The following is a 12,481-nucleotide window of genomic DNA, read 5'->3' as shown; positions in this document are numbered from 1 at the left end:
TTTCATCGAGCGCGCTGAGCGACCTGAGCCGCATCTGGTCGCCGCAGACCAACACCCGAAGAGTGTCGTCGCAATTATGCAAAGACGCATGCGCCATGGGACACCTTTTCAATTTTGGTAGACAAACCTAATCTACCAAGGCAGTTCGGGCCATTTCAGCCCCAATTTCCGCAATAGGGTTTTCAAAAATGCAAGACACCCTACCCCTGGACGACCTCGCCCTGTTCCTGAAAGTCGCCGAGACCGGCTCGCTTTCGGCCGCGGCGGCACAAAGCGGGGTGAGCGTGCCGACCATGGGCCGCAAGATGACCCGCCTGGAGACCACGCTGGGGCATCGGCTCTTCTTGCGGGGGCCGGGCGGCTACGGGTTGACAAGCGAAGGGCGCGAGCTTGCCGAGCAGGCCTTGCCATTGAAATCCGCGGCCATTCGGATCAGCCGCTGGCGCGATGAAGGACAGCGCCTGGCTCGCGTCCGGATCACGGCGGGGGTGTGGACCTCCCGGTTCATCGCCCGCAACATCCGCCGGATCTGGTCGGAGGACGCGAACTGGGTGCCGGACCTGCTGGCCTCCAACCTTCCGGTGGACCTCGCCCGACGCCAGGCCGATATCGGCGTTCGCAACAAGCGCCCCGACCACGAATGGCTCGCTGGTCGCCGCACCAGCCGCATCGAGAATGCCGAATATGGCGTCTCGGACGAGGTCACGGGGTTCATCGCCATGCCACAGGATGGCCCGCTGACGCCGACGGCCCGCTGGCTCCGGGAGAACAGGGCCGACCGCATCGTGATGATCGCCAGCGACTCGCGGTTGGCCATCGACCTGGCCCTAGAAGGCATCGGCCGGGTGGTGCTGCCCTGTTTCGCCGGCGATGCCGAACCGCGCCTCAAGCGCCTGTCGCCCCCGATCGAAGGTCTCGGGCACGATCAATGGCTCGTGGCCCATCACGACGCCCGGCACGACCCACCGGTCCGCGCCGCGCTCGATGCCCTGACGGAGCTGCTGACGGACAGTTCTCTGCGCGCGGACAGCGTCTGACCCGCCTGAAAGGCATCAATCGGCCGCAACCCGGAACCCTTGACGCGCCCGCCCCCCGGCGTCAATCAAGCGCCAACCAGAACGCCCAAACGGAGGGATTCCCCATGGCGCAGAAACTTGCTGCCGGCAACTGGAAGATGAATGGCACCGAGGCCGCCCTGGCCGAGATCGACGCGATGCTCGCCGCCTACCCCGATCCGGGCTGCGGCGTGCTGATCTGCCCGCCCGCCACGCTGCTCGAGCGGATGAGCAAGCGCATCGGCCGTGGCAAGATCGCCACCGGCGCGCAGGATTGCCACATGAATGCCAGCGGCGCCCATACCGGCGACATCTCGGCCGAGATGATCAAGGATGCGGGCGGCGCCTACGCGATTGTCGGCCATTCCGAGCGCCGCACCGATCACGGCGAGACCAACGAGATCGTCAACGCCAAGGCGCAAGCCGCCATCGGCGCGGGCCTCGTGGCCGTTGTCTGCATCGGCGAGACGCTGGAGCAGCGCGATGCCGGCGAGACGCTGGACCTCGTGGGCAGCCAGCTTGCCGGCTCGATCCCCGACGGCGCCACCGGCGAGAACCTCGTCGTCGCCTACGAACCCGTCTGGGCCATCGGCACCGGCCGCATCCCGACGATGGAGCAGATCATCGAAGTGCATGACTTCATGCGCGCCCGCCTCGTCGAGCGCTTCGGCGCCGAGATCGGCAAGTCGATTTCCCTGCTCTACGGCGGCTCGGTGAAGCCCTCCAACGCGGCCGAGATCTTCGGTGTCGAGAATGTCGATGGCGCGCTGGTCGGCGGCGCCTCCCTCAAGGCCGCCGATTTCGGCGCCATCATCGACGCGCTGCAAAACAGCTGATCAAGGCGCGGCTTCGGGACAACAAGCCTCGAAGCCGCCCAACAAACCACCCGAGCGGCAGTACCCGCTGCCGCTTCCCCCGGCCGACAGGGCGCCGGCTCCCGACCCAAGCCCTCCGGGCAGGTTACAAGCCCTTTGCCGACCCCCACCCTTTCCCTTCCCCGGAAGCCGCCATTCGTCATTGGCGCGGCGATTGGCGGCGAAGAGCCCATAGTTACGGATGCTGCAGTTAGCATGAGCGGGTAGTTTGCCGACGTTGCCGACATCTTATGGAATCGCTCGGATGTCCGCTTCGAGTTACATGCCCGAACTCGGTGACCCACCACACGGCGTCACTGAGTGTGATGCAAGACAATCTGGTGCAAGGCAAGGAATTTGACCCACTACATTTTGCTTCTCCCAACAGTGCAATGTCTCGTTTCTTCGAAAAAACCGGCTGAACGGCGAAATCAGCAGCGCGGCCGGAAGGAGATCGCCACGAACATCGCGAAGTTTGAAGCGATCACTATTAGGCCTTGCAGAAACAACACTGGGAAACCCTCTGCCAAAACAACACCGGATTTAAACTCATAGGGTTTCCAGAGGAGACCTCCGAACTGGTCGCTCATCTGAAACATGCAAACTACCGCGCAATTGAGTACCAGAAATCCCAGCCAACGCGGGCCAACAGTGAGGAAGGATGCCAAAAACGCGACCACAATACTGGAGGGCATGAAAAGGTCCGGGGCTATTGTCGGCCGAAAGACTGTCTTGCATAAGAATCCGGTTGATCTGATTGCGGCCTGGAGGCGCTCTGGTGGAGGTGGGGGTGTGACCATGTCGGCTTTTGTTGCCTCGCAGGCGGATGCGCTTGAGAACGTCCCAATGACCGGATAGGCAAGATTTCTTGTGTCCGCAATCCCCGGACCACCGGGAATGAATTCATAAACGACAGTCAGATTCCAGCTGTTTTTCGAATACCAATAGTCCGCGCGGCTCAAAAGGTTCAGAGTTGCGCCGAATATCACGGCAAGAAGAAAGACTGTGATAATGTTGTTTATCCAAGGGTGCCTTGCCAGCCCAGGAAGCCCGGGAACTCCTCGAGATGCCTGACGAACAGCATAAACCAAGAGTAATGCAAAGCTTACAGCAAGGCCAGCGAGAGCGGCCTTCGTTGCATCTCTGGAGAACGTGTTCGCACCGCGCTCTTCGAGTAACTGTGCCGCGATAGGTTCCTGCATGACCGCCAACTGGAAAGGCGTTCTACCGTCGCTATCCTGCGCGTTTGTGTCCGCGCCTGCCTCGAGCAGCAATTCAATAACTTCAATATGCCCCAGGGCTGCCGCAAGGTGAAGCGGAGTACCACCGAACTGGTCTTGAACATTCACTTCCGCTCCGGCGTCGAGCAAAGCCCTTACAAGTTCCAGCATTGGTGGCGACCAATAATGGAAATAAAAACCGTTAAAGCCGGTTCGGGTATTGCCGGCTGTGGCGTAGTGCAATGCCGGCCGTCCAATTACGTCCTGTATTGAGACATTTGCACCGCGTTCGATGAGAAAATTCGCCCGTTCCGTGTCCCGCTGAACGGCCGCAACGATAAGGGGGCTGCGCTTGTTCTGGCCGAGGACATCGATATCGGCACCGACCTCGAGAGCCTTCCGCATCAGAAAGGTATTCTTGCTCTTTGTCGCATCCAGCAAGGTTAGGTTGATGGACACCTGATCGGTGAAGAACTCTGCTCCGGCGGAGTTCAGGATGTCCACAATGTCCAAATGATTGTTCTGTAGCGCCCAGAAAAAGGCCGTTCTGCCGGTTTCGTCCCTAGTGGAAACCTCGGCACCATTCTCGATCAGGAATTTGACAGCCTCTGCGTGTCCCATTCCTGCCGCTTGCATGAGCGCCGTCGACCCATCGCCCTCATTGATGTCGAGGCCAGCATTGACGAGCAGTTGCAGAACACCGGTGTCGCCGTTGCGCGCAGCCCTGATCAGCGTTTCAGTATCAACGCTGGCGCCAATCCCGATCAGATGTTCGGCAACTTCGATATGCCCACGAGAGATCGCCAGATAGAGCGCAGTCAACCCGCCGGGATTGGGGGCGTCAGGATCAGCGCCTCGCTCGAGAAGCAGGCGCACAATCTCGAGTTTGCCCTCTCTGGCAGCCTCTCGGAGCGGCGCACCATCAGCGAAATTGGGATCAATGCCTGCATCCAGGAGCAGTTCGACAATCTCACTGCTTCCGACATAGATCGCATCGTAAATCGCCTTGGGAGGTGCACCTTCTTCGAGGAGTCGTTCGACCGCCTCAAGATCTCGGTCCAGTATGGCCAATTCGATAGGGCTACGCTGCGAAAGAGCCGGGATGCCGGTCAGGATTACAAAGAAAGCAGCGACAGCGATGCGCAAGTGTGGGGTTAGGTGCCGGAACATCATCCGCAATCCGATTATTGCAGGAAGAGCCAAAGCCTCAAGTTAGACTGACAGATTTGGCAAAGCTGTCCATGATTCCGATCAAACAGAACGAAATTTCGGGTAGTCCTTTGCCTCCGCCTTGCTTTGTCTCTAAAGCTGCCATTGCCGAAATCGGCTAAGTGTCCGGAATGCGCAGGAAGCCGACGCGCGGCCGCTTGCCATGAACGGCGGGAACGTCCGCTGACCGGACCGCGCCCTCCCTTCGCCGAATGTCCGGTCCACCTCCGCAGAATCGACTGGCCGATTTGCAAACTGGTCTCCCGGTCTGGTCGGCCCGCAAGCAAATTGGTCGTTCTTTCGGTCGAAACCCCGTACTGAAACGACCGAAAAAGCGACTCGACCGCCCGTTTCCAGCCGTTTCGACCGTCAACAGCGCCCAAACCGCTCCCCCAGGTACAAGAACGACCGGAATTTCGGTCACTCCTGACCGGGATTTGTACAAATCCGACCGGTTCTGCGGTCGAAAATGGGGCCGAACGCCTGTCCGCTCACAACCAGCCCACACCGTTCCGACCTCTCGCAGAACCGCCGCACGATTTCCGATTTCCGCCCCGATCAAAATCCGATAAAAACGCTCACCATGAGCTTGCGCCCCTTTACCCTGCCCGAGCGACTTGCGACCGGCCTCCTGCGCGGAGGGGCGCTTTTCGTTGCGGCCTTATGTTTTCTGCCGATGCTGGCCGTGGCTGTTGCCGCGGCCTTCGGCTCGACCGACACCTTCCGGCATCTCGCCGACACCGTGCTCTGGACCTATTCCGCTACCACGTTGAAACTGGTGGTAATTGTCGCCCTGGGCACTGCCGCCATCGGCACCGGCGCGGCCTGGCTGGTGACGATGACACGCTTTCCCGGCGCGCGCTTCTTCGAGATCGGCCTCGCCCTTCCGATGGCTTTCCCGGCCTACGTGATGGGCTATGCCTATACCGATTTCCTCGACCATCCCGGCGCGGTGCAAAGCCTACTGCGCGACGTCACGGGCTTGGGACCGCGCGACTACTGGTTCCCCGAGATCCGTTCGGTCGAGGGCGCGGCTATCATGTTGATTCTGGTACTTTATCCTTACGTCTACCTGCTCGCCCGCGCGGCTTTCCTGCAGCAAAGCGCCACGGCCTTCCTCGCCGCCCGCGCGCTCGGTCGCGGGCCCTGGTACGCCTTCCTGCGTGTCTCTCTGCCCATGGCGCGGCCTGCCATTGCCGGCGGCGTGCTGCTGGCCGTGATGGAAACCATCGCCGATTACGGCACCGTCTCCTATTTCTCCGTCCAGACCTTCGCCACCGGCATCTACACCTCCTGGTTCACCATGGCCGACCGGGCCGCGGCGGCGCAACTCGCGCTCTGCCTTCTGGCCTTTGCCCTGCTGCTGGCGATCCTGGAGCGCATCCAACGCGGCGCCGCGCGCCATCACGGGGCCGGCAAACGCTTTGAACGCCTGCCGCCAACCCAACTGACCGGCCTGCAGAAATGGGGCGCCATGGCGCTTTGTGGCCTGCCGGTGCTTTTCGGCTTCGCGTTGCCGCTGGTGCTGCTCTTGCTGATGGGGATGGACTCGGAGCAGTCGCTCTTCTCCGAGCGGTACCTGCGTTTTACCCGCAACACGGTGATCCTTGCCACGACAGCGGCCCTGCTGACTGTGCTGGGAGCGATCCTGATCGGCTTCCGGCAACGGCTCTGGCCCGGGCGGGTGTCGAGCCTTGCCGGGCATGTCTCGCGCGTCGGATACGCCGTGCCCGGCGGGGTCATCGCCGTGGGCCTGCTGGTGCCCTTCGCCGCGCTCGACAACACGCTCGACGCCTGGATGCGGGCGACATTCGGGCTCTCCACGGGCCTGCTCTTCACCGGCTCGATCTGGCTGCTGGTGATCGCCTACATGGTCCGTTTCATGGCCGCCGCGCTGAATGCCTATGACAGCGGCCTCGGCACGATCCACCCAAATGTGGACTCCGTCACCCGCACCCTCGGCAAACCACCGCTGGAGATGTTGCGCCGGGTGCATGTGCCGATCCTGCGGCCCTCGGTGCTGACGGGGCTGCTCATCGTCTTCGTCGATACGATGAAGGAGTTGCCGGCAACGCTCATCATGCGCCCCTTCAACTTCGACACGCTCGCCGTGCAGGCCCACCGACTTGCCGCCGACGAACGCCTCGACGGCGCGGCGGTGCCGAGCCTGGTGCTGGTCGCGGTCGGGTTGCTGCCGGTGATCATCGTTTGCCGAAACCTGGGCGAACGCAAATCGCGGGTCTATGGCCCGGCGCCTGTAGCGGCGGAATGATCCGCGGATCGCTTGGGGCTATCCTTTGTCGTTTTGGGCCGCGAGGCCCCGGAGGCATATCGCGCCCTATCGGGAAGCGGAGGTCGGACTGGCTTCGCCCCCCGCTGCGCATGAAATTGCCGTGCATGGCCACTTTGGATGCGACAGTTTCCGCTTCGATAACGGTTTGGTTTCAAGTATGTACCCCCCCAAGGGAAGCGCCAAGGAACCTGTGTTCGACATAGTCAGAAGGGGACAGACCTTTGAGCCATGCAATTGTTTACGGTGCGCTGCGTTCGGGATCGACAATGCTGCGTCTCATGTTGGACGGACACAGTGCGCTAAGCTGCTCTGGCGAACATGACTTCTTGTTCGATCACCTGCATCGCCGGGGCCCGGATTGGGAATACGATCTCGACGGCCTTCGAAGCGACAGGATCTTCCTGGCGCAGGATCTCGATCTGCCCGATGTTACCGACGGTGCGGCCGCTCTGGCCCAACTCCTCTCGCAGATTTTGGCTAAAGGCCAGAAGACCTGCTCGGTGCTCATGCTACACCGTGGGCTCGACAAAGCCGTGGCGCTCATGCCGGACGCGCCAATCATCCATCTTCTCAGAGATCCAAGAGACGTGGCGCGAAGTTGGGTCGCCATGGGGTGGCACGGGAATCCCTATTGTGCCGTCGAAGGCTGGATAGCGACCGAGCAGCTTTGGAGCACGGTCGCAAGAGATCTCCGAGAGGCGCCCGTCGATCTTCGCTATGAGAGGCTGCTTGCGGATCCCGAAGGCGAGCTTGGCCGCTGTTGCGCCTTGCTCGGCATCGACTACGAACAGTCCATGCTCTCGTATGATGCATCCTCTACCTATCACGCGCCAGATCCCAGCCTTGCCGAGCAATGGCGGAGGAAAATGCCCCTGCAGGACCTTCGCCTCGTCGAAGCCCGCCTCGGCGACCTTTTGGCGGCCCGGGGGTATTCGTCGAGTGGCGAGCCGCCCCTCGAGGTTACCAAGACCCAAGATATTTACCTGAACCTTAACGATTTTGTCGGCCGCTGGCGCCACCTGATCGGAAGATATGGCCTTCTTCCCGTCCAACGCGGTTTTGGACGGCGCCTGAACATTAAGTCACTGCAAACAAGTGCGCAACGCCGCATGGATGTCATAACCAAACGCTACCTGCGCTGAGTTCAGCCTGCCCCTGCGGCCATGATCGGAGTGGATCAACGGAACGCACGCCGGACCAGCCCGATCAAAAAAGACGGCCCCTTCCCGGTGGGAAGACGCCGCCTTGTCGGTTCGCGATTGGGGAAGGTCTTACTTCCAGCCGACCTCGTTAAAGATCTTCTGGGCAGTGCCGATATTCTCCGCCACGACCGAGAGGTCGATCTCGTCGGCCTTGAAGCTTCCAAGTTTCTCCACGGACTCGGCCAGCGCGACCCCTTCCACCGCCGGGAACTCGTCGTTGCCAGCCGAGAAATAGACCTGTGCCTGATCGGAGGCGAGATATTCGAGGAACTTGATCGCGTTCTCCCTGTTCGGTGCATGGGCCGCCACGCCGCCGCCCGACAGGTTCATATGCGCGCCGCGGCCGTCCTGATCGGGATACACCCAACCGATCATGTCGATCGCGTCCGAGACACCTTTCACATCGGTGCGAAGGGCGCGTGCGAAATAGTAGGTGTTCGAAACAGCGATGTCACACTCGCCCGAGACGACGCCCCGGATCTGGTCGGTATCACCGCCCTGCGGCGGGCGCGCCATGTTGTCGACCACGCCCTGCGCCCAGTCCCGCGCCGCGACCTCGCCCTCATGGACGACGATGGAGGCCAGAAGGGTCTGGTTATAGGTGTTGCCCGAGGAGCGGATGCAAACCAGTCCCTTGTATTTCGGGTCGGCCAGGTCGGCATAGGTCATGGGCGGGTCGGACAACTCGTTCTTGTCATAGAAGAAGATCCGCCCGCGCTGCGAAAAGCCGAACCACTGGTTGTCACTGTCTTGCAGGTTGGCGGGAATGCGCTCTTCCAGCACCGCGCTGTCGATCGCCTGCAGCACGCCGGCATCCTTGGCCCGCTTGAGCCGGGAGGTGTCGACCGTCAGCAGGATGTCGGCCGGGCTGTTGGCGCCCTCGGAAGACATGCGGGCGATCATCTCGTCGGCATTGCCCTCGATCCGGTTGATCCGGATACCGGTTGCCTCTTCAAAATCCGAGTAAAGCCGCTCGTCGGTGTCGTAATGGCGCGAGGAATAGAGGTTCAGTTCCCCCTCGGCAAAGGCCATGCTGGCGGTTCCGGCCAGCAACCCCGCGAGGGCTGCACTGACGAGTCGGGTCGATCGAAATAGGGTCATGCGTGTCTCCGGTCCTGGTCTGCGTCCTGTTTGTCTGAGTGTTACTATCGGAATAATTTTCGGACGCAAGTTATTCCTTATTGTTTTACTTGGGAACGTGTGTCGCACCCGGAAGCGAAACGGGCGCCCCGTCGGGACGCCCGTTTGCATTGCTTCAAACCCTTCGGATCAATTCGTGATGATCTCCGGCCCCATCAAGGTGGTGGGCAGGTAGGTGGATAGCCACGGGATATAGGTGACCATGATCAGGAAGACGAAGAGCACGGCCAGGAAAGGCAGCGCGGCGCGCACGACCCGCATCATAGGCATCCCCGCGACACCGGAGGTCACGAAGAGGTTGAGCCCCACAGGCGGCGTGATCATGCCGATCTCCATGTTGACCACCATGATGATGCCGAGATGGATCGGGTCCACGCCCAACTCGATGGCGATCGGAAAGACCAGCGGCGCGACGATCACCAGCAGGCCCGAGGGCTCCATGAACTGGCCACCGATCAGCAGGATCACGTTGACGACGACCAGGAACATCACCTTGCCGAAGCCGGCCGAGAGCATCGCCTCGGCGATCTGTTGCGGCACTTGCTCATCGGTCAAAACATGCTTCAGAATCAGCGCGTTGGCGATGATGAACATCAGCGTGATGGTCAGCTTGCCCGCCTCGTAGAGCGTGTTGATCGTGTCCCGGTGGAAGAAGGCCGTGACAAGGGCGTAGGGACGTTCCAGAAGCGTCTTGTTGCGCTGGCTTTCGTCATGCGCCGCGAGCGGCCCCATGTCCCGATAGACGAAACAGGCAACGATGAAAGCATAGACCGAGGCGACGGCGGCGGCTTCGGTGGGGGTGAAGATCGCGCCGGTCACGCCCGGCACACCGTAGATGCCGACCATGATGATGACGATCAGCATCAGTCCCCAGAAGGCGTCGCGGAACGAGGCGCCGATCTCGTGCCAGCCGAGCCAGTCGCCCTTGGGCAGGTTCTTGACCTTGGCAATGAGATAGATGGTGAGCATCAGCATCGAGCCGGCCATCAGCCCGGGAATGACACCCGCAAGGAACATCCGGCCCACGGAGACATCGGTCGCCGAGGCGTAGACGACCATCACGATCGAGGGCGGGATCAGGATGCCGAGCGTCCCGGCATTGGCAATGACGCCGGCGGCGAAATCCTTGGAATAGCCGACCTTCTGCATCGCCGTGATGACGATCGAGCCAATGGCGACGACGGTCGCGGGCGAGGAGCCCGACAGCGCGGCGAAGATCATGCAGGCAAAGACACCGGCAATTGCCAGCCCGCCCGGCAAATGCCCGACGCAGGCAATGGCGAAGCGGATGATCCGCTTGGCCACGCCACCGGTGGACATGAAACTGGAGGCCAGGATGAAAAAGGGGATCGCCAGCAGTGTGTAGTGCCCCGCCATCGCCTGGTAGAGCGACTGCGCGACCGAGGCCAGCGAGCTGTCCGAATTGACCAGCAGGAAGATAATGGAGCTGAGGCCGAGGCTGACGGCGATGGGAACGCCCACCAGAAGGAGCGCCACCACCATGGCGAAGAGAACAACAATTTCCATCTGATGTCAGTCCTTGTGAAGTGCGCCGGAGTCGAGATCGTCCTCGAGCTCGTGGCTGACGATCAGGCTTTCGCGATGACCGGCGATAACGCCGATGGCGGCCTCGATCACCCGGACCAGCAGCAGCAAGGCCCCGACCGGGAGGATGAGATACACGACGAGCCGCGGCACCTTCTCGTAGCTCTCGCCCTGGTTGAACAGCGGTTCGAGCCAGCGTAGCCAGTCGAGCATCGGGATCTGGTCGGTCTCGTACCAGGCCTGATCGCGCGTTTCGGCCAGACCGGTCGGGAACCAGCGCCCCGTCGTCGCGTCGAGCCCCGCGAACGGCGCGTAATAATCCCACGCACCCTTCATCAGCAACGCTGCGTAAACGACGCAGCAGAGCGCGGAGATGATTGCAGCGATCCTGCGCCCGTCGGGGTTGAGGGTGTTGACGAGCGCATCCACGCCCAGATGCGCTGTGATCCGGAAGCAATGCGACATCCCGAAGAGAACCAGCCAGGCAAAGAGCACGAGCACGACCTCAAGGCCCCAGATCAAGCTGTCATTGAAGACGTAGCGCAGGAGCACGTTGACGAAGGTCAGCACGACCATCGTCCCGAGAAGTAGCGCGATTACGACTTCCTCGGTCCGCGCCACGGCCGCCCCGAAGGCCGTTTTCGGTTGGTGTTTCGAATGTACGCTCATGTCCCTCCTCCCGCAGGAATGTTGAAAAGGGCCGCCGAGTGTCGTTGCACCGGCGGCCCGTATCCTTGCGTGGCCTTACATGCTGGCGTTGATGGACTGGGCCGCCTCGATGTTCTCGGTGCCCACGTCGCCCTCGAACTGCTCCCAGACCGGCTTCATCGCCTCGACCCAGGCCGCGCGCTGCTCGGCGTTGAGTTCGCGGATGACGCCACCGGCATCGAGGATGGCCTGACGGTTCGCGGCATCCACCTCGGCGATGGCGGCGTTGCGTTCGGCGGTCACTTCCTCAAAGATCGTGGCCAGCTGGGTGCGGACATCCTCGTCCAGACTATCCCACCAGTCCACGGAGGTGACGACCATGTAGTCGAGCAGCCCGTGGTTGGTCTCGGTGATGCCATCCTGCACTTCGAAGAATTTCTGGCCATAGACGTTGGACCAGGTGTTTTCCTGCCCGTCCACAACGCCGGTCTGAAGCGCGCCATAGACTTCGGAGAAAGCCATCGGCTGCGGCGAAGCGCCGAGCGCTTCCATCTGGGCAACCAGCACGTCGGAGGGCTGCACGCGGAACTTCAGGCCCGCCGCGTCGGCCGGCGTCAGCAACGGCTTGTTGGCCGAGAACTGCTTCAGACCGTTATGCCAGAAGCCCATCCCCTTGAGGCCGCGGCGCTCCATCGAGCCCAGCATTTCCTGCCCGTTTTCGGAGCTTTGGAACGCATCGACGGCTTCCATGTTCTTGAACATGAACGGCAGGTCGAAGATACGGAATTTCTTGGTGAACTTCTCGAATTTCGACAGCGACGGCGCGGCCAGTTGCACGTCGCCCTGCAGCATCGCCTCCAGCACCTGATCGTCATTATAGAGCGTCGAGTTCGGGTAGACCTCCATGCAGGCCTTGCCGTTCATCTCGTCGTTCACGCGCTGCTGGAGCAGGCTGGCGGCGATTCCCTTGGGGTGCTTGTCGGTATTGGTCACATGGCTGAACTTGATGACGATCTCGCCCTCGTCACAAGTGGCCAGCGCGGAACCCGCGCCCATCACAAGCGCCACGGCCGTCGCGGCGGCAGTCACATATTTCATTCGGTTGTCCTCCCAAGACATTTGGTCTGTCACGCCCTGCCTTGCTGCAGAGCTTGGTGCACAGAAAACAGAGGACGGGCGATCCGTCCAAGAGGAAAAACGGGATCATCACGAAATACATAATTTGTGTTTTTAATTCATATCATTAAGAGGCGATCATTACGCTATGGAGTGCCGCTTTCGACCCAGCTCGTGCGGTCCTTCACACAAACACCAA

Annotated in this window: 9 protein-coding genes; 4 read left to right on the top strand and 5 right to left on the bottom strand. The window is 61.4% G+C overall.

Annotation, left to right across the window (positions count from 1 at the left end):
- Nucleotides 1-188: 188 nt before the first annotated feature.
- Both AX756_RS16175 and tpiA read left to right on the top strand, forming a co-directional pair.
- The gene (locus AX756_RS16175) at nucleotides 189-1,037 is read left to right on the top strand and encodes a LysR family transcriptional regulator (protein WP_068313803.1); all 849 of its coding nucleotides are present in this window, start codon (nucleotides 189-191) and stop codon (nucleotides 1,035-1,037) included.
- 104 nt (nucleotides 1,038-1,141) lie between these two features.
- Nucleotides 1,142-1,891 carry a triose-phosphate isomerase gene (gene tpiA / locus AX756_RS16170; RefSeq protein ID WP_068313800.1) on the top strand — a complete coding sequence of 250 codons (750 nt, stop codon included), beginning with the start codon at nucleotides 1,142-1,144 and terminating at the stop codon, nucleotides 1,889-1,891.
- A 449-nt stretch (nucleotides 1,892-2,340) separates the two neighbouring features.
- Here the strand turns inward: tpiA and AX756_RS16165 are convergent, their stop codons facing one another.
- The gene (locus AX756_RS16165; RefSeq protein WP_197431086.1) at nucleotides 2,341-4,299 is read right to left on the bottom strand and encodes an ankyrin repeat domain-containing protein; all 1,959 of its coding nucleotides are present in this window, start codon (nucleotides 4,297-4,299) and stop codon (nucleotides 2,341-2,343) included.
- A 622-nt stretch (nucleotides 4,300-4,921) separates the two neighbouring features.
- Between AX756_RS16165 and AX756_RS16160 the strand changes: the two genes are divergently transcribed.
- Complete coding sequence (locus AX756_RS16160) at nucleotides 4,922-6,610, top strand: ABC transporter permease (protein WP_082739153.1); 1,689 nt, start codon at nucleotides 4,922-4,924, stop codon at nucleotides 6,608-6,610.
- Nucleotides 6,611-6,852: 242 nt separating this feature from the next.
- Nucleotides 6,853-7,773 carry a sulfotransferase family protein gene (locus AX756_RS16155; RefSeq protein WP_269432959.1) on the top strand — a complete coding sequence of 307 codons (921 nt, stop codon included), beginning with the start codon at nucleotides 6,853-6,855 and terminating at the stop codon, nucleotides 7,771-7,773.
- A gap of 129 nt (nucleotides 7,774-7,902) precedes the next feature.
- On the opposite strand, the gene AX756_RS16150 is transcribed toward AX756_RS16155, so the two are convergent.
- The 4 genes from AX756_RS16150 to AX756_RS16135 form a co-directional block, all read right to left on the bottom strand.
- Entirely contained in the window at nucleotides 7,903-8,865 is a 963-nt protein-coding gene (locus tag AX756_RS16150) for an extracellular solute-binding protein (RefSeq protein WP_438938412.1), read from the bottom strand.
- A 237-nt stretch (nucleotides 8,866-9,102) separates the two neighbouring features.
- The gene (locus tag AX756_RS16145; protein ID WP_068313788.1) at nucleotides 9,103-10,500 is read right to left on the bottom strand and encodes a TRAP transporter large permease; all 1,398 of its coding nucleotides are present in this window, start codon (nucleotides 10,498-10,500) and stop codon (nucleotides 9,103-9,105) included.
- A 6-nt stretch (nucleotides 10,501-10,506) separates the two neighbouring features.
- Entirely contained in the window at nucleotides 10,507-11,187 is a 681-nt protein-coding gene (locus tag AX756_RS16140; RefSeq protein ID WP_068313786.1) for a TRAP transporter small permease, read from the bottom strand.
- A 75-nt stretch (nucleotides 11,188-11,262) separates the two neighbouring features.
- Nucleotides 11,263-12,264 carry a TRAP transporter substrate-binding protein gene (locus tag AX756_RS16135; RefSeq protein ID WP_068313782.1) on the bottom strand — a complete coding sequence of 334 codons (1,002 nt, stop codon included), beginning with the start codon at nucleotides 12,262-12,264 and terminating at the stop codon, nucleotides 11,263-11,265.
- Between the last annotated feature and the right edge of the window lie 217 nt (nucleotides 12,265-12,481).

Source organism: Aliiruegeria sabulilitoris, assembly GCF_001558155.1.
Taxonomy (GTDB): domain Bacteria; phylum Pseudomonadota; class Alphaproteobacteria; order Rhodobacterales; family Rhodobacteraceae; genus Tropicimonas; species Tropicimonas sabulilitoris.
The sequence above is the reverse complement of the archived record's forward strand: the minus strand, read 5'-3'. Positions and strand labels throughout refer to the sequence as shown.

Coding starts and splice junctions, on each gene's coding strand:
- AX756_RS16135 (WP_068313782.1), bottom strand. CDS start 12,264: ATGAAATATGTGACTGCCGCCGCGACGGCCGTGGCGCTTGTGATGGGC.
- AX756_RS16150 (WP_438938412.1), bottom strand. CDS start 8,865: ATGGCCTTTGCCGAGGGGGAACTGAACCTCTATTCCTCGCGCCATTAC.
- AX756_RS16165 (WP_197431086.1), bottom strand. CDS start 4,299: ATGTTCCGGCACCTAACCCCACACTTGCGCATCGCTGTCGCTGCTTTC.
- AX756_RS16160 (WP_082739153.1), top strand. CDS start 4,922: ATGAGCTTGCGCCCCTTTACCCTGCCCGAGCGACTTGCGACCGGCCTC.
- AX756_RS16145 (WP_068313788.1), bottom strand. CDS start 10,500: ATGGAAATTGTTGTTCTCTTCGCCATGGTGGTGGCGCTCCTTCTGGTG.
- AX756_RS16140 (WP_068313786.1), bottom strand. CDS start 11,187: ATGAGCGTACATTCGAAACACCAACCGAAAACGGCCTTCGGGGCGGCC.
- AX756_RS16175 (WP_068313803.1), top strand. CDS start 189: ATGCAAGACACCCTACCCCTGGACGACCTCGCCCTGTTCCTGAAAGTC.
- tpiA (WP_068313800.1), top strand. CDS start 1,142: ATGGCGCAGAAACTTGCTGCCGGCAACTGGAAGATGAATGGCACCGAG.